This window comes from Pseudooceanicola pacificus, from assembly GCF_009789075.1.
GTDB classification, from domain to species: Bacteria; Pseudomonadota; Alphaproteobacteria; order Rhodobacterales; family Rhodobacteraceae; genus Pseudooceanicola; species Pseudooceanicola pacificus.
Map to the genome: position 1 here is coordinate 33,366 of NZ_WNXQ01000002.1, position 17,250 is coordinate 50,615.

Annotated in this window: 15 protein-coding genes and 1 tRNA gene; 11 read left to right on the forward strand and 5 right to left on the reverse strand. The window is 66.4% G+C overall.

Annotated features, from left to right (window positions below):
- The first annotated feature begins 2 nt into the window (after nt 1-2).
- Nucleotides 3-1,646 (forward strand): BCCT family transporter, encoded by a 1,644-nt coding sequence (locus GLS40_RS03235; protein WP_160381196.1) that lies wholly within the window; start codon nt 3-5, stop codon nt 1,644-1,646.
- A 56-nt stretch (nt 1,647-1,702) separates the two neighbouring features.
- Here the strand turns inward: GLS40_RS03235 and GLS40_RS03240 are convergent, their stop codons facing one another.
- The gene (locus GLS40_RS03240) at nt 1,703-2,533 is read right to left on the reverse strand and encodes an aminoglycoside phosphotransferase family protein (RefSeq protein ID WP_160381198.1); all 831 of its coding nucleotides are present in this window, start codon (nt 2,531-2,533) and stop codon (nt 1,703-1,705) included.
- 91 nt (nt 2,534-2,624) lie between these two features.
- Between GLS40_RS03240 and GLS40_RS03245 the strand changes: the two genes are divergently transcribed.
- From GLS40_RS03245 to GLS40_RS03285, 9 genes are all read left to right on the forward strand, one after another.
- Nucleotides 2,625-3,848 (forward strand): aminotransferase class V-fold PLP-dependent enzyme, encoded by a 1,224-nt coding sequence (locus GLS40_RS03245; RefSeq protein ID WP_160381200.1) that lies wholly within the window; start codon nt 2,625-2,627, stop codon nt 3,846-3,848.
- A gap of 55 nt (nt 3,849-3,903) precedes the next feature.
- Nucleotides 3,904-5,310, forward strand: a complete 1,407-nt coding sequence (locus GLS40_RS03250; protein ID WP_160381201.1) for a cryptochrome/photolyase family protein — start codon at nt 3,904-3,906, stop codon at nt 5,308-5,310.
- Nucleotides 5,311-5,385: 75 nt separating this feature from the next.
- On the forward strand, nt 5,386-6,594 hold the full coding sequence (locus tag GLS40_RS03255; RefSeq protein ID WP_160381202.1) for an SAM-dependent methyltransferase: 1,209 nt from the start codon (nt 5,386-5,388) through the stop codon (nt 6,592-6,594).
- A gap of 1 nt (nt 6,595) precedes the next feature.
- Nucleotides 6,596-7,042 (forward strand): TrgA family protein, encoded by a 447-nt coding sequence (locus GLS40_RS03260; protein WP_160381203.1) that lies wholly within the window; start codon nt 6,596-6,598, stop codon nt 7,040-7,042.
- A gap of 6 nt (nt 7,043-7,048) precedes the next feature.
- Entirely contained in the window at nt 7,049-8,164 is a 1,116-nt protein-coding gene (locus GLS40_RS03265) for an NUDIX domain-containing protein (protein ID WP_160381205.1), read from the forward strand.
- Nucleotides 8,165-8,222: 58 nt separating this feature from the next.
- Nucleotides 8,223-9,251, forward strand: coding sequence for a cysteine synthase A (locus GLS40_RS03270; RefSeq protein WP_160381207.1), 1,029 nt, complete (start codon nt 8,223-8,225; stop codon nt 9,249-9,251).
- Nucleotides 9,252-9,262: 11 nt separating this feature from the next.
- Nucleotides 9,263-11,737 carry a DUF3772 domain-containing protein gene (locus GLS40_RS03275; protein WP_160381208.1) on the forward strand — a complete coding sequence of 825 codons (2,475 nt, stop codon included), beginning with the start codon at nt 9,263-9,265 and terminating at the stop codon, nt 11,735-11,737.
- Between the two features lie 192 nt (nt 11,738-11,929).
- Nucleotides 11,930-12,019: transfer RNA gene (locus GLS40_RS03280), tRNA-Ser, on the forward strand.
- A gap of 395 nt (nt 12,020-12,414) precedes the next feature.
- Nucleotides 12,415-13,290 (forward strand): endonuclease NucS domain-containing protein, encoded by an 876-nt coding sequence (locus GLS40_RS03285; protein ID WP_160381209.1) that lies wholly within the window; start codon nt 12,415-12,417, stop codon nt 13,288-13,290.
- Here the strand turns inward: GLS40_RS03285 and GLS40_RS03290 are convergent, their stop codons facing one another.
- Both GLS40_RS03290 and GLS40_RS18070 read right to left on the reverse strand, forming a co-directional pair.
- A complete protein-coding gene (locus tag GLS40_RS03290; RefSeq protein WP_160381210.1) occupies nt 13,291-13,674 on the reverse strand; it encodes a hypothetical protein in 384 nt (127 codons plus the stop codon).
- The gene (locus GLS40_RS18070; RefSeq protein ID WP_268892935.1) at nt 13,671-13,796 is read right to left on the reverse strand and encodes a hypothetical protein; all 126 of its coding nucleotides are present in this window, start codon (nt 13,794-13,796) and stop codon (nt 13,671-13,673) included. The genes GLS40_RS03290 and GLS40_RS18070 overlap by 4 nt, the downstream gene beginning before the upstream one ends.
- Nucleotides 13,797-14,024: 228 nt before the next feature.
- Between GLS40_RS18070 and GLS40_RS17915 the strand changes: the two genes are divergently transcribed.
- Nucleotides 14,025-15,380, forward strand: a complete 1,356-nt coding sequence (locus GLS40_RS17915; RefSeq protein ID WP_235905762.1) for a lysozyme family protein — start codon at nt 14,025-14,027, stop codon at nt 15,378-15,380.
- Nucleotides 15,381-15,437: 57 nt separating this feature from the next.
- Here the strand turns inward: GLS40_RS17915 and GLS40_RS03305 are convergent, their stop codons facing one another.
- Together GLS40_RS03305 and GLS40_RS03310 are read right to left on the reverse strand one after the other, a co-directional pair.
- A complete protein-coding gene (locus GLS40_RS03305; RefSeq protein ID WP_235905763.1) occupies nt 15,438-15,653 on the reverse strand; it encodes a hypothetical protein in 216 nt (71 codons plus the stop codon).
- Between the two features lie 149 nt (nt 15,654-15,802).
- Entirely contained in the window at nt 15,803-17,167 is a 1,365-nt protein-coding gene (locus GLS40_RS03310; protein WP_160381211.1) for a serine protease, read from the reverse strand.
- Nucleotides 17,168-17,250 lie beyond the last annotated feature (83 nt).

Consider the following 17,250-nt stretch of genomic DNA (forward strand, 5'->3'; position numbering starts at 1 on the left):
GAATGGCCGATACGACAAGCAACCAGGGCATACCCGAACCGGAAGGCGCGTCCGATGTGATCCAGACCGAATACGAGATCGGTCAGGACAACATCGATGGCAGCGTCGGCCCGTTCGGCTTTGACATCCACAACCCGGTCTTCGTGATCTCGGGCCTGGCCATCGTGGCCTTCGTCTTCTACACGCTCGCCCTGCCGGAGCAGGCGGGGGCGGTGTTCTCGTGGCTGTTTGCATCCGTGACCAAGGGGTTCGACTGGTTCTTCCTGGCGGCGGCGAACATCTTTGTCATCTTCTGCCTCGTGCTGATCGTGACCCCGGTGGGCAAGGTCCGGCTGGGCGGCGCCGATGCACGGCCTGATTACAGCTATATCGGCTGGTTCGCGATGCTGTTTGCCGCCGGCATGGGCATCGGGCTGATGTTCTTTGGCGTGCTGGAACCGGTCTATCACATGGCCGTTTCGGAACCGCTGGGCGTGCCTTCGCCCTTTACCGAGGACGGGCAGCTGATCCCGGAAAACGTGGAGGCGGCCAAGAAGATGGGCCTGGCCGCCACGATCTTCCACTGGGGGCTGCACCCCTGGGCGATCTATGCGGTGGTGGCGCTGGCGCTGGCGCTCTTCAGCTTCAACAAGGGGCTGCCGCTGACCATCCGCTCGGCCTTTTACCCGATCCTGGGCGACCGGGTCTGGGGCTGGTGGGGCCATGTCATCGACACGCTGGCGGTCTTTGCCACGCTCTTCGGGCTGGCGACCTCGCTCGGCTTTGGCGCGCAGCAGGCGAATGCCGGTCTGAACCACGTCTTCGGCGTGCCGATCGGGCCGACGGCGCAGGTGCTGCTGATCACCGGCATTACCTCGATCGCGCTGATTTCGGTGCTGCGGGGGCTGGATGGCGGGGTCAAGCTGCTGTCCGAGATCAACATGGGGATTGCGGCCCTGCTGCTGCTTTTCGTGCTGTTTGTCGGGCCGACGCTGCTGATCATGACCGATTTCGTCAACGGGCTGGGCGCCTATCTGGTCGACCTGATTCCGCTGTCGAACCCGGTGGGCCGCGAGGATACCGGCTTTGTCCAGGGCTGGACCTCGTTCTACTGGGCCTGGTGGATCAGCTGGTCGCCGTTCGTGGGCATGTTCATCGCCCGCGTCAGCCGCGGCCGCACGGTGCGCGAGTTCATCATCTGCGTGCTGATCATCCCCTCGCTGGTCTGCGTGTTGTGGATGGCCGTCTTTGGCGGCGTGGCCATCGACCAGGTTCTGAGCGATCCGGCCACCAGCGCGGTCAAGGCGCAGGTGATCGACAGCTACAACCCGCCGCTGTCGCTGTTCGCGATGCTGGAGGGGCTGCCGTTTTCGGGGATCACCTCGGTGATCGGGATCGTCCTGGTGATCGTGTTCTTCGTCACCTCGTCGGATTCGGGCTCGCTGGTGATCGACACGATCACGGCCGGCGGCAAGGTCGACGCGCCGGTGCCGCAGCGCGTCTTCTGGTGCGTGTTCGAAGGCGCGGTGGCCATCGTGCTGCTGCTCTCGGCCGGGGGGCTGCAGTCGCTGCAGTCGATGGTGATCTCGACCGGGCTGCCGTTCACGATTGTCCTGCTGCTGATGTGCTGGGCGATCTGGAAGGGGCTGCGGGCCGAACAGGCCTGAGGCCGGCCAGCCGGCTGAGGAAATCCGAACCGGCCGGGGCAACCCGGCCGGTTTTTTCATGCGCGCCCGAGGCCCAGCAGGATCGACAGCAGGTCAAGCTCGCGGTCGCAGGCCAGTGTGCCCCCGGCCCGCCAGGCGATCGAGAGGGCGCATTTCGCAGCCCCCCATTGCAGCAGCCGGTCGGGCGTCTGGCCAAGCGCCGGGGCCCAGACGGATGCGCGGCGCCGCAGGACGGCGGGGTCCCGGATCAGGTCCGGGACACCCGAGGGATTGCGCAGGGCATTGGCCAGCTCATAGCCGATGTCGCCCGCCACGCCCTTGGCGTCGAAGGCGACATATCCGCGGGAACAGAGGCGGATATTGTCGTGATGCAGATCGCCGTGCAGCCCCCGGGCGGGGCCCTGGCTGTCCAGCAGGCGGCGCGCCAGGGCGCGGGCGGCGGCGATGTCGCGCCGGGCGGGGGCCGGGCAGTCAGGCGCAAACTGCAGGGCGAAGAGGGCGGCGAACCAGTCCGCCAGTACCGGCAGGCCGTCGCAGGGCAGGGCGCGGGCATGCAGCCGGGCGGCGGTGGCGGCCAGTTCCGCCGTGGCGGTCACGTCATCGCCCGCGCGCACCATGTCGCCCAGCGACGGGCCGTCGAGCCATTCCATCAGCGCCGTGGTCCGGCCGACCGAGTGGACAAGCGCCGCCCCGTGCCCGTCAAGCGCCTGCATCAGGGCAAATCCCGGCGCCTCGTTTGCCATATCGGAGCCGTGGTAGACCTTGAGCGCGGCGGGGCTGCCATCCCCCCGTGTCACGCGCCAGATCGTGGCCAGGGCGGAGCGTTCGGCGACCTGCGCCGCGCGCAGCCCGTGGGCCTGCAGGATGCTGTCGGGCAGGGTCTCCATGCCGCGCACTCTGGCGCAATCCCCGCGACAGGACAACGACGCCGCGCGATCCCCCTTGCGCCCGGGCCAAAAGCTCTGAAAAGTCCGGCGCATGACATTCGACATCGACTTCGTCCGGGCGCAGTTCCCGGCCTTCGCCACCCCGGCACTGACCGATTGGGCCTTCTTTGAAAACGCCGGCGGCAGCTATGCCTGCCGCCAGGTGATCGACCGGCTGACCCGGTTCTACACCGAACGCAAGATGCAGCCCTATGGCCCCGCCGATCCCACCCGCCTGGGCGGCGAGGAGATGGACGAGGCGCGCAGCCGGCTGGCCGCCATTCTGGGCGTGGCGCAGGACGAGCTGTCCTTTGGCCCCTCGACCACGCAGAACACCTATGTGCTGTCGCAGGCCGTCCGCCAGTGGCTGAAACCGGGCGAGGCCATCGTCGTGACCGACCAGGACCACGAGGCGAATTCCGGTCCCTGGCGCCGTCTGGCCGAGTCCGGCATCGAGGTGCGCGAGTGGAAGCTCGACCCCGACACCGGCCAGCTGGACCCGGAACAGCTGGAGGCGCTGCTGGACGACACCGTGCGGCTGGTCTGTTTCCCGCATTGCTCGAACGTGGTGGGCGAGGTGAACCCGGTGCTGGAGATCACCGCCATCGCCCATGCCGCCGGGGCCTTTGTCTGCGTCGACGGTGTCAGCTATGCGCCGCACGGGCTGCCCGATGTCGGGGCACTGGGGCCGGATGTCTACCTGTTCTCGACCTACAAGACCTACGGGCCGCATCAGGGCGCGATGGTGATCCGCCGCCAGTTCGGGCAGGAGCTGCCCAACCAGGGGCATTTCTTCAACGCCGATACGCTCTACAAGCGGTTCACGCCCGCCGGGCCGGACCATGCGCAGGTGGCGGCCTGCGCGGGGATCGCCGATTACATCGACGCGCTGGATGCCCATCACGGCGGGCAGGGCGGCACCCCGGCCGAACGCGGCGCGCGGGTGCACGACCTGATGCGCGCGCAGGAGATCCGGTTGATGGAGCCGCTGCTGGATTACCTCGGCTCGAAGAACTCCGTCCGCCTGCTGGGACCGCGCGCGGCCGCCAACCGGGCGCCGACCATCGCGGTGCAGCCCGAAGGGCCTGCCGCGCCGCTGGCCGAGGCGCTGGCGCAGCACGGGATCGTCTGCGGCGGCGGGGACTTCTACGCGGTGCGCGCGCTCAAGGCGATGGGGGTCGACCCGGCGCAGGGCGCCTTGCGGCTGAGCTTTGTCCACTACACGAGCGAGGCCGAGGTGGCCAAGCTGATCGGGGCGCTGGACGCGGTTCTTTGATCCGGGCGGGCAGCGGCTTACGTAGCCCCGTTGCATTCCGATCCGACATGGACCCATGACCGAGACCAAGCCCTGCATCCTCTGGTTCCGCCGCGACCTGCGGCTGGACGACCATCCCGCCCTGCGCGCCGCGGCCGAAGGCGGCCGCCCGGTGATCCCGCTCTACATCCGCGACCATGCGGTGGACGATCTGGGCGCGGCCCCGAAATGGCGCCTTGGCCTGGGGCTGGAGGCGTTCGCCGCAACGCTGAAGGGCGCCGGGTCGCGCCTGATCCTGCGGGCGGGGCCGGCGCTGGAGGTTCTGGAAGAGGTGATCGCGCAGACCGGGGCCGGGGCGGTCTACTGGTCGCGCCTTTACGATCCGCAGGCGCAGGAGCGCGACAGCCGGGTCAAGGCGGCGCTGAAGGACCGGGGCGTCGAGGCCAAGAGCTTTGCCGGGCATCTGCTCTACGAACCCTGGACGGTCGAAACCCAGCAGGGCGGGTTCTACAAGGTCTATTCGCCCATGTGGCGCGCGGTGAAGGACCGCGAGATCGCAAAGCCCCTGCCCAGGCCCGCGCTGACGGCGCCCGCCGACTGGCCCGCATCGGACCGGCTGGACGACTGGGCCCTGGGTGGCGCAATGCGCCGGGGCGCGGGCGTGGTGGGCGAGCATGTGAAACCGGGGGCCGAGGCCGCGCACCGCAGGCTGGGTCAGTTCGCGGCCCACCGGCTGCGCAACTACAAGGCCGACCGCGACATGGTGGCCGAAGACGGCACCTCGGGGATGTCGCAATACCTCAGCCTGGGCGAGATCTCTCCGCGCGAATGCTGGCATGCCGCCACCGGATCGGGGCAGGGGGCCGAGACCTTCCGCAAGGAACTGGTCTGGCGCGAGTTCGCCTATCACCTGATGTTCCACACGCCGCGTATCCTGGATGCCAACTGGCGCGAGGACTGGGATGCCTTTCCCTGGAACGAGGACGCGCGCCGCAAGGAGGTCATCGCCTGGAAACAGGGCCGCACCGGCGTGCCCTTCGTCGATGCCGCCATGCGCGAGATGTATGTGACCGGCACCATGCACAACCGCGCCCGGATGATCGTGGCCAGCTACCTGACCAAGCACCTGATGTGCCACTGGCGCATCGGCCAGCAGTGGTTCGAGGACTGCCTGGTCGACTGGGACCCGGCCTCCAACGCCATGGGCTGGCAGTGGACGGCGGGGTCGGGCCCGGATGCCGCGCCCTATTTCCGCATCTTCAACCCCGAGACGCAGGCGGCCAAGTTCGATCCCGACGGCACCTACCGCCGCCGCTGGCTTGCCGAGGGGCAGGCGCGGCCGACCAGGACCGCGCTCAGCTATTTCGACGCGATCCCGCTGCGTTGGGGGCTGAGGCCCTCGGATCCGCCCCCGACGCCGCTGATCGCGCTGGAAGAGGGCCGCAAGCGCGCACTTGAAACCTATCAGGCGCGGGAAACGTAACGGAATGGTGACAAAATCTTGCGGGCCGGGGCCGTTGCCGCCTAGCCTTGCGCAACGGGTATGGGAGCAAGGAACATGATCCTCACCAGCACGAAGGACCAGAAGGACCTGCCACGATATTTCGTGCCGGTCTTCGATATGGCGGCGCGGATGCCCGTCGGGCGGCTGGACCTAGTCCTGCCGGATGGCCGGACCTTCCGGGCCGAGGGCGGCAAGCCCGGCCCTGTGGCCGAGGTGCGCGTGCATCACCCCGACACCTTTGCCCGCCTGATCCGCGAGGGCGATCTGGGGTTCTGCGATGCCTATCTTGAGGAATGGTGGTCGACGCCCGATCTTCAGGCCTTCCTCGACCTGATCCACGCCGGCAATGACGAGATGTTCGACGGCTTCCCGGGCATGGGGCTGGTGCGCGCCTACGAGAAGTTCCGCTTCTGGATGCAGCGCAACACCAAGAAGCAGGCCAAGAAGAACATCAGCGCCCATTACGATCTGGGCAATGAGTTCTACGGGCTGTGGCTGGACGAGACGATGACCTATTCCTCGGCCCTGTTCCAGACCGGGCAGGAAAGCCTGGAGGCGGCACAGACGGCGAAATATGCCTCGATGGTGGATCAGATGCAGGTCAACCCGGGCGACCACGTGCTGGAGATCGGCTGCGGCTGGGGCGGTTTCGCGGAATATGCCGCCAAGGAGCGTGGGCTGCGCGTCACCGGGCTGACCATCAGCCAGGAGCAGTTCAAATACGCCCAGGAGCGGATTGCCCGCGCCGGGCTGTCCGAGCAGGTGAATTTCAAGCTGCAGGATTACCGCGACGAGCGGGGCAGCTACGACGGCATCGCCTCGATCGAGATGTTCGAGGCCGTGGGCGAGAAATTCTGGCCGGTCTATTTCAACACCCTGCGCGACCGGCTGAACCCGGGCCGCAACGCGACGCTGCAGATCATCACCCTGCAGGACAAGCGGTGGGAGACCTACCGCCGCGGCGTCGATTTCATCCAGAAGTACATCTTTCCCGGCGGCATGCTGCCCAGCCCCACGGTGCTGCGGCAGGAAATCGAAAGGGCGGGCCTGTCGGTCGCGCGCTCCGTCGAATTCGGGCAAAGCTATTCGCAGACGCTGCGCCGCTGGCACGATACGTTCAACGAAAAGTGGGACAAGGTGGCCGACCTCGGCTTCGATGAGCGTTTTCGCCGCATGTGGAACTTCTACCTGACATCTTGCGCGGCAACTTTTGCCGGTGGAAACTGCGACGTGACGCAAATTACCGTGACGAGGCCCCTCTGACATGCTGACGATGCCCAAGCTGGTATCGGCCCTGATGATCGCCTTCCTGGCGTGGATCATTTCGGGGCTGGTCAAGGCGGTGATGCCGGAAGAAACCAATTTCGGGCATTTTGTCGAACTTTCGGTGGTGGTGGGCCTGCTCTGCGGCTGGGTCGTGCTGGGGCGCCGGGTGAACGGCTTCCTCGGCTTTGGCATCGCGACGGGCATCGGCCTGACGGCGATGGTGGCGACGGTGTTCTGGACGCTGTTCCTGGTCACCGGCAACGAGGTGCTGCGCCTTGCGGTCGACGAGCGTTTCGACGGCCCCAAGGAGGCGCTGCTGGCCATGTTCCCCCTCGGGGCGGAATACGGGCAGTACCTGCTGTTCCGCGACACGATCCTGACCATCGTGATCGGCGGCATGGTGGCCGGGTTCCTGGCCGATCTGTCGGCCCGGTACTGGAAATAACGCTGCATGCCATCGGTCTTTGTCTATGGCACCCTGCGCCATGCCCCGTTGCTGGCCATTGTCACAGGCGAACTGCCCGCGACAACGCCCGCCCGTCTGGCGGGCCATGCCGTGGTGCAGGCCAGAGGCGAGGATTATCCCCTGCTGGTGCCGCGCCCCGGTGCCGTGGCCACCGGCCTGCTGGTCGAGATGTCGGACGAGGGTTTTGCCCGCGCCGACTGGTACGAGACCGCGTTCGGCTATGCCTGCCGGCCCTGCGAGCTGCAGACCGACGCGGGCGCGCGCACGGCGCTGGTCTGGCTGCCGCAAGAGGCGCCGCAGGCCGATGACGGGCCCTGGAGCCTGGAGCGCTGGCAACCCGGCTGGGCCGCCCTGAGCGAGATCGCGGCGAGCGAGGCGATGAGCTTCTTCGGCCGCCTGACGCCCGCCGAACTGGGCTTCAGCTTCACCATGATGCAGATGCGGGCCGATGCGCATCTGCGCTCGCACGACAAGCCCAGGCCCCGTGTCACCAGCGACATGACCTCGGACAGGGTGGAACTGCTGTCCTCGCGGGCCGATCACATCGGCTATTTCACCACCCGGGTCGACACCCTGCGCCATCCGACCTTTGCCGGCGGGATGAGCGCGGTGCTCAAGCGCGAGACCTTCATCGCGGGCGACGCGGCCATCGTGCTGCCCTACGACCCGGTGCGCGACCGGGTGCTGCTGGTGGAACAGTTCCGCATGGGCCCCTATGCGCGCGGGTCGCGCTATCCCTGGATGCTGGAGCCGGTGGCCGGCCGCGTCGACCCGGGCGAGACGCCCGAGACCTGCGCCCGCCGCGAAGCGGTGGAAGAGGCGGGGCTGGATCTGCGGGATTTGCTCCACGTCGGGGATTTCTATCCCAGCCCCGGCTGCATCACCGAATATTTCCACACCTATGTCGGCCTCTGCGACCTGCCGGATTCCATCCCCGGCACCCACGGCGTGGACGCCGAGGGCGAGGACATCCGGACCCGTCTTCTGCCGTTTGAGGCGGCGATGGACCTCATTCCCGCGGGCGAGGCGGACAACGGACCGCTCTTCCTGCTTCTGACCTGGCTTTCACGCGAGCGTCCCCGTTTGCGCGGCATGGCTTGAGTCCACCCCGGCCCCCGTCTAAATCTAGCGGGCCAAAGGACGAGGAAGGAGCCCCGCCATGCAATTCGCCAAGGACCTGGCCCAGGCGGTCGGGAACACGCCGCTGATCAAGCTGCGCCGTGTGAGCGAGGAGACGGGATGCACGATCCTCGGCAAGGCCGAGTTCCTGAACCCCGGCCAGTCGGTCAAGGATCGCGCCGCGCTGTGGATCATCCGCGACGCCATCGCCAAGGGCGACCTGCTGCCCGGCGGCACCATTGTCGAGGGCACGGCGGGCAACACCGGTATCGGGCTGGCGCTGGTCGGGGCCTCGATGGGGTTCAAGACGGTGATCGTGATCCCCGAGACGCAGAGCCAGGAAAAGAAGGACATGCTGCGTCTGGCCGGGGCGCACCTGGTTCAGGTGCCCGCCGCGCCCTACAAGAATCCGAACAATTACGTGCGATATTCCCAGCGTCTGGCCGAAGAACTTTCCAAAAGCGAACCAAACGGCGCGATCTGGGCCAATCAGTTCGATAACGTGGCCAATCGTCAGGCGCATATCGACGGCACCGGCCCCGAAATCTGGGACCAGACCGATGGCAAGGTCGACGGGGTGGTCGCCTCGGTCGGATCCGGCGGCACGCTGGCCGGTATCGGCATGGCGCTGCAGCCCAAGGGCGTGAAGATGGCGCTGGCCGATCCGATGGGCTCGGGGGTCTATTCGCTCTACCGCGAAGGCGAGGCGAAGCCCGAGGGCAGCTCGATCACCGAGGGGATCGGGCAGGGGCGGATCACCGCCAACCTCGAAGGGTTCACGCCCGATTTCTCGTATCAGATCCCGGATGACGAGGCGCTGCCCTATGTTTTCGACCTGCTGGCCGAAGAGGGGCTGTGCCTTGGCGGGTCCAGCGGCATCAACATCGCCGGGGCGGTAAGACTGGCGCGGGACCTCGGGCCCGGGCATACCATCGTGACGATCCTTTGCGATTACGGTAACCGGTACCAGTCGAAACTGTTCAACCCGGAATTCCTGCGGGAGAAGGGCCTGCCCACGCCGTCCTGGCTGAGCGAAGCCCCCCGCTCGATCCCCGGAGTCTTCAACTAGAGAGGTGGCCGATGCGGCTCTTCCGCCTTCTGACGGTCCTGCTGCTCGGCCTTGCCCTTCTGGGGCCCGTTGCCACGGCGCCGCTGCTGGCGCAGCCGGTGCAGGGCCAGCCGCTGGACTACGAGGCCTGGAACCGTGTGGCCGCCCGCGCGCAGGAGGCCACGGACAGCCGCCGCGCCTCGACCGAGGCGCTGGAACAGCTGCGCACCGAACTGGTGGCCTGGCGCTCCTCCTTCGAGGCGGCGCGATCGACCAATGCCTCGGCCATCGACACGGTGCGCGCGCAGCTTGCCGCCCTTGGCCCGGCGCCCGCCGATGACCAGCCGCCCGAGGCGGCCGACATCGCCACGCAGCGCAGCGAGCTGACGCAGCGCCTGACCGAGCTGGAGGCCCCGGGCCGCGCCGCCGAGGTCGCCCACAGCCAGGCCGACGCCCTGATCCGCGTGATCGACCGCATCGTGCGCAATCGCCAGACCGACGAGCTGCTGGAACTGGGCCCCTCGCCGCTGAACCCGGTGAACTGGCCCGTCGCGCTAGGCGCGGCGATGGATTACCTGACCGCGCTGGTGACCGAGACGCGCAACACCGTCACCAATCCGACCCGCGTCGCCGAGGCCAAGGCCAAGGCGCTGCTGGTGCTGATCCTGCTGGCCATCGCCACCGTGCTGCTTCTGCGCGGGCGCCTGTGGACCGAACGCCTGACCCAGTCGGTCCAGGACCGCAGCCGCACGGCGGAACGCTACCTGCTGGCCTTTCTGATCTCGCTGGGCCAGATCATCCTGCCCGTTGCCGGAACCATCGCGCTGGTCACGGCGGCCTTCGTCACGACGATGGTTTCCGGCAGGTCCGAGGTGGTGCTGACTGCCTTGCCCGGCGCGGCGCTGGCCTTCTTTGTCGCCCGCTGGGTGGGGGGGCGCATCTTCCCCCGCTCCGAGGTCATCGAACCGCCGCTGGATCTGACCGGGCAGCAACGGCTGGAGGGGCGGCTCCACGCGACCTTCCTGGGGCTGGTGCTGTTCCTTTACGGGATGATCAACGCGGTTGGCGAATCCGAGAACTGGCTGCCCGGCACCCGCAATGTGCTGCTGTTCCCGCTGATGGTTCTGGGCGGGCTGATGCTGCTGCGGGTGGCGCGCCTGCTGGCGCTGCATTCCCGCGCCGCCGAGGCCGATGGCGACGAGATGCCCTTCCGCAACCGGATGACCTATCTGCTGTCGCGCGCCATCGCGACGGTGGCCATCCTGGGGCCGGCGATCTCGGCCGTGGGGTATTTCAAGCTGGGCTATTCGATTGTCTTCCCGACGATCTTCAGCCTTCAGACGCTTGGCTTCCTGCTGATCCTGCAGCGCGTGGTGACAGAATTCTACGTGCTGCTCACCCGCAACCGCGAGGGCGCGCGCGATGCGCTGGCCCCGGTGCTGGCGGGGTTTGTGCTGGTCATCGCCTCGGTCCCGATCTTTGCGCTGATCTGGGGCGCGCGGGTCACCGACCTGACCGAGCTCTGGGGCCGGTTCCTCGCCGGGTTCACCGTGGGCGAGACCACCGTCTCACCCACCGATTTCCTGACCGTGGTGGTGGTCTTCGCCTTCGGCTTCGGCGTGACGCGGCTGGTGCAGGGCACGCTGCGCACCACGGTCCTGCCGCGCACCCGGATCGACCCGGGCGGGCAGACGGCGATCATCTCGGGGCTGGGCTATGTCGGTATCTTCCTCGCCGCCATCGTCGCGATCACCTCGGCCGGGATCAACCTCTCGGCGCTTGGATATGTCGCCGGGGCGCTGTCGGTCGGCATCGGCTTCGGCCTGCAGAACATCGTGTCGAACTTCGTCTCGGGGATCATCCTGCTGGTCGAACGTCCGGTGTCCGAGGGCGACTGGATCGAGGTCGGCCCCAACATGGGCTTCGTGCGCGCGATCTCGGTCCGCTCCACACGGATCGAGACCTTCGACCGCCGCGACGTGATCGTGCCCAATGCCGACCTGGTGGCCGGCACGGTGACGAACTGGACCCGGGGCAACCTGACCGGCCGCCTGGTGGTGCCCATCGGCGTCGCCTATTCCACCGACACCCGCCATGCGGCCAAGGTGCTGCAGGCAATCGTCGAGGAACAGCCGATGGTCCTGCTGAACCCGCCGCCGCAGGTGGTCTTTGTCGGCTTTGGCGCGGATTCGCTGGATTTCGAGATCCGGGCGATCCTGCGCGACATCCTGTCCATCGTCTCGGTCCAGAACGAGGTACGCCACCGCATCATCGAACGCTTCCGCGAAGAGGGGATCGAGATCCCCTTCGCGCAGCGCGACCTCTGGTTGCGCAACCCCGAGGCGCTGCGCGGGGCAGGGGGCACGGAGCCCCAGACCGCGCCCGCCGCCACGCCAGCCGCGACAGAGCCCGCCACCCCGCTGGCCCCCGGCGCGGCCTATCTGAAGGACAGCGACGTGGACAGCGACGGCACCGCGGACGGCGGCGACCCGGACGGATCGCGCTGAGCCGACGCGTTGCCGCGCCCCGCCGGGGCCCCTGCGCCGCGGGGCTGCGCCCGCCCGCGTGGCCCGCCCGGAGTACCGAGCGGTCCATTGTGGCGGCCGAGGGCAGTTCCGCCAGGGTCTCGCAGGGGCCTGTCGAAAACCCTGTTTTGGCTCTTGAACGTCTTGGGGATGTTCGGCTAATGAGACCCGACCGGAGAGGTGGCCGAGTGGTCGAAGGCGCACGCCTGGAAAGTGTGTAGGCGGGAAACCGTCTCCAGGGTTCGAATCCCTGTCTCTCCGCCACTTTCAGACACCGAATACGTCCAAGGGCCCCGGTTGGGGCCTTTTTTCTTTTTGTTTCAAATGGCATTGGCAGGGCCATTCGCCCTTCGGAGACTGGGCGCTTGCCGAAGAATGGGTCTCCGAAGGGCCCGTGTCTCTGTTCGAGTGCCCCTCGATGGTTACGGGACGGCGTGAAACATCCTCGCATTTACAATGGGTTGCCGGGTTCATGGGGTCGCCGCGTTCGCGAGATAATCCGGTAACGGAGACCGACACGAAGCTGCAGGGCGGTCGGAAGGATGGCTCCTGGCGGCCTATCACGATGTCAGCACGGCACTGCGTGCGATCCGCAAGAAAGCGCTGATGACGGATCGGCTATAAAACGATAACGATTACAAAAAAGGGAACGGGTGCGGATGAACCACCAAGCCTACTCGAACGGCATTCAGATAGAACAACTCGAAGGTGGCCTCCTGATACAACAAGGTGGCGAGGCCTACATTGCGCGATCCTGGCGTCTCACGCCCTCCGTCGATCATTTGATCAGGACAGCAGCTGCCGGTGGGTTGGACTGGATGATCCGCTCGGATCACCCGCTTCGAAAAGCGCGATGGCCCAATGCGAGAGGGGTTGTCTACTTGGCCTTCTCGGCGTCTCCTGATCTGCAATGGTCCGTCGCGATCGACACATTTCGCCCGGCGCGCGGTGACTTCGGTCATGCTGTCTTTAACGGCAAGTATCACGCGCAGTTTGTTACGCGGGGCATCCCGTTTGTCTTCGAGGGGCGCAACAAAACGTCGGGACATCTGGTCGTTGCCAGAGATTTCGTGATCCCGACCCTTGTTGAATTGGCGGACTTCGATCACAGCGTCTTGACCCTCAACAGGACGCCACATCAAGGGGATGGCTTTACGACCGAATACGTGATCCAGCACAGCATACTTGCGAATTGGGAGCAGACGCCTTGGGCGGGACGTTACGACCTTGTTCAGGACGAATTCCCGGTCGATGGAGGGCTCTCTTCTCGGCGGATCGACATTCTGGGACGTGACCAGTTGACAGGAGATTGGCTCATAATCGAGCTAAAGCGCGCCGAAGCGAGGCCCGAAGCCGTGGAGCAGGTGGCGGATTACTTGCTCGCCCTCGGGAAGCGAGATGACTTTGTATACGGCAAATTGGAAGGAGTCTTAGTCGCCGAACGGATCCCAACCTCTGTCCGTTCATTGGCAAAGGCCGAGGGCATCACGGCTTACGAAATTGGGTGGCCGATGCAGCTTACGCGTGTCGCCTGATCAGTCGAACACCCGCTCCGGCTGTTCGTGCCATGGCAGGGCCGCGACGTCGGTCAGTTTCAACAGGGTTACGGCGGGCACCTCGCGCTTGTAGACCAGTCGCTTGAGGACACCCGGCGCGAAATAGGTGAGCCGCGGCTGGCGGCTGACATGGCGTTCGGCCAGCCCCACGGCTTTTTCCAGATCGGTGACCGTATTGAACTCGTCAGCTTCCATGCTCCGCCGCCGGCCCCACGCCCGGCCGATGGCGCGCGGGATATGCGGATCCTGCGTCCGGTCTTCGCTGGGCAGATAGGCGGCGGGCGGCATGATCTTCGGCCGCCCGTTTTGCTTGCGGACCTTGAGCGGCACGAAGATCTGGATGGACACGTCGGGTTTCATCATTCCGCCGCCGCCTTTTTTCGTGGCGCAATCATGTCGCGCATGACGCCCGAGACGCCGTCGGTCCGGACGTCGATGGCCAGCCCCTCGGACGTGACGGTGACCCAGCGCACCAGCAACTGCACGATCCGGGTCTGCTCTGCAGGGAACAGCTGGCCCCAGGCGCAGGATGCGCGTCATATAGGACGTCGCGATCCCCTCCCGTTCGGCCAGTTCGGCGATGGTGGCGAACTCTCCTGACTCATACATCCGCTTCCAGCGGAAGGCGCGGGCTTCCGCCACCTGCTGAGTGTCGGCATCGCCGTCGCCACGCTGATTCTGATCCTCTCGTTTCTAAGGTAACTTCCAGGCAGATGACCGACCGGGGCCTCCTGGCCCGCGTCCGGCACGAGGGAATCGTATCCGGACCCTATCTCGATGTGAAACAGGTCTGGACCCTCGGAATAGGCCACACGGCCGCCACCGGTCTGCCCGATTCTGCCGCTATGCCGCGCGGCATGGGTGCTCTGGTCGAATGGCGCGTCGCGATGTCGGTGTCGTTCCGTCTGATCTCTCTGATTTCTTTGGATTTTTGGATTGCCTTCCGGCCAGCCACCGTGCTTGGCTTCAGCGGTATATTTGATCGCGTGGATTGTCTGATGTCAGGATCGCTCCAAGCCAGTTTACCGGAGAAATATTTTGTCGATGACTTGCCGGGCGCCGCGCTCGTCGGTGCGCGGTTGAACGGAATTCTGCAGAAGATCGAGGCGGGTGAGACGCTGACCTCCCTGGCGCAGGCGTTTCTGACGTTAGGTGAGCTCAACTCTCTTCTGGCGCTAGCGACCGGTCAGATCGATCGCCCTGCCTTCGAGGAGGCTGCGGCACGCGAGCGGTCAGATCGTATCCAAAGCGCGAAGGACGAAGCCGACAGGGTGGCAGCCGAACAGGCCCGAAAGGCCGAGGCGATGGATGTCGCGGTCAAGGCGCGCTTCGCTGCAATGGAGAATGACCCCGTGCTGCGCCGCAAGCGCGAAGCCCGCGAGTTGCGGGATCGGTTCGGCATCGGCTTCATCGAGACAGAGCACTATCCGCGTGCAATGCGGCTGCTAAAACAGGTAGCGAGCGGCGACCGCCTGGCGCATGTGGACGTCGCATGGTTGTCTACCGAGGCGGTGGACTGCTGGACCGATGCGTTGCAGCAAGCATGGCATCGGATGGAAGCAGAAGCGCTCACCAAGGCATGGGAAGAAAGCCGCGATCCGTGGGACGCCGTAAATGCCAGTGCGCATTGGCGGAAGGCTGCTGAACCCCAGCGGGCGCTGGAGGTGACGGAGGCGGCGCTCGCCAAGGCGGGACGGAGCCCGAAACCGAGATCGGCGCTCTTGACGACGCGCGGAGGCGCGATGCGCGATGGTGGTCGTCTCACCGAAGCCAGGACACTCGGGCTGGAGGCGCACGAACTGACTCCGGCCGATTTCAGGCCGTGCACCTTGCTTGGCGCTGTCTTTATGGGGCTTGGGGACCTCGCAGCCGGTCACGAGTGGTATGCAAAAGCCGAGGCAATGGGCGCCGAGCGCCGCGCCATCGATCAGGATCTGCGGGCGCTGCTGATCCGTTCGGAACCCGATGCGCGAGATCGTATCCGGAACTATCTGCTCGAGCAGGATCCAGAGCGTTTCGCGTGGCTGCGAAAATGGAATCATATGGTCGCTGAGGAGCACCGGCGATAACCTGTGTAGGTGCCAGTTCATCGCTCGACCTATGGTCGAGCGATGAAAGCCACTCGATCAGTCGAAAACCCGCCCTGGCTGCTCTTCCCACGGCAGGGACGCCACGAAGCACAGGTCATAGATGCTGATCGTCGAGGGCTCACGGCGGACGACCAGCCGCTCGACGACGTCCGGTGCCAGCCATGCGAGGCGGATCAGGCGGCTGGCGCAACGGTCGGACAGGCCCTCGTCGGCGGCGAGATCGGCGAGCGTGGCGACGTCGCCGCGTTCCAACCGCTGCCGCCAGCGCCAGGGACCTTCCGAAGCCGCTCATCTCGGCGTGATCCCTGCAGGCGGTCCCGGAGGATCAGCGTCGTGCATTTGCCCCGCCAAAGCGTTCTTCCGATCCCACTGCGGCAGGAAAACCTCGGTGTCACCAAGGGTTAGCCCCGGTGGCATTCGACCCGCACGGTCAAGGCCCGCCAGGTGCGACCGCGTTCGTCTTCGGGCAGGGGGCGGGCGTTGCGAGACTGGTTGATGACCGGCACCTCGTAGCGCTCCAGAAAATCGCGAGCAACCGCGCCGCGGATCATGAAGGCGATGTTCTCGATGTTCTTGCCTAGGCTGACGGTGATGTTCGGCTTTGACACCACCACGCCGATCTGCGCGCCATCCGAGGACAGAACCGGCCCGCCCGAGTTGCCGGGCTGGACCGGCGCGGTCATCTGCATGTGGCGCCGGTCGCCAAAAAATCCGACCGTGCTGGACAACACGCCCGATGTCAGGTTCAGCGACTGCGAGTCCTGAAAGACCGGATAACCAAGCACGTATAGCTCGGCGCCAAGTTCGGGCGAGGTTTGCGAGAACCGCACCGGGTTGCGGCCCGCCAGCGAAGGCACGCGGATCAGCGATAGGTCGACCCGCGGGTCGGACCCGATCAGGATCGCGTCCTGGCCGAACACGGTCAGCCGGGCGCACCCTTCGACGACATGGTGGTTGGACAGAACATGCCCCTGCAGCGACACGATGGAGCCCGACCCGGTGCCGCGCACCGTGTTCATCCAGGCGGCCTGTCCGCGCCCGACGCCTTCGCCGCGGGCGGCGCGGGCCTTGGTCTCGGTCTTGGAAAGGCCGGCGCTGTGGAAGGGCTCGAAACTGCCGAGGATCTCGGCGATCAGCGGGCGCATGGCGGTCACGCTGTCCTCGTCCAAACTGATCTCGACCCCGCGCAGCTGGCCGTTGGCGGTGGAGTATAGCGAATACTTTCGTCGCTCGGGTCCTTCCTCGTCCTTTTTCCGGACGCCGACCATCGCGGTGAAGCCGCCTTCGCTGCTGGTGACGAGAATGCGGTAGTCGTTCTTCTCGGCGGCCTGGCGCAGCATGGTTTCGGCCTGCGAGATCGACAGCGCCAGGTCGTAGCGTTCGATGGTCAACGCCATATTCGAGACATCCTGGCTGCGATAGCGGATGTGGCTGTCATTATCGCCCCAGGTATTGGGGTCGCCAAGGAAGCCTTTGGGCAGGCGCAGGCGGGTGCCCGTCCAATACTGATCCTCCAGCAGAAGGCGGGCGTCGCGGCGGGTGGCCGAGGCGCGCCTGTCCAGCGCGCGCAGCTGCGCGTCGGTCAGGTGGCCAGTGGCCTGCTCGCCGAATCCCTGCTGGAACAGCCGGATCGCCGCATCCAGTTCGCGCGTCGACTGCCCGTTGATCTGTCCGCGGTAAAGCCCGATCCACGAAAGTTTGGTCTGCAGGTCCTCCAGCCGGCCGGCCTGGCCGGTCCGGTTGGCGGGCAGGCCGATCATGGCCATCAGGTTGTCGGGCGCCGTCCGGGCGGCAGCCGGTCCCGCCCCCAGACCGGCCCCCAGACCTGCCAGCAGAACAGCAAGGGCAA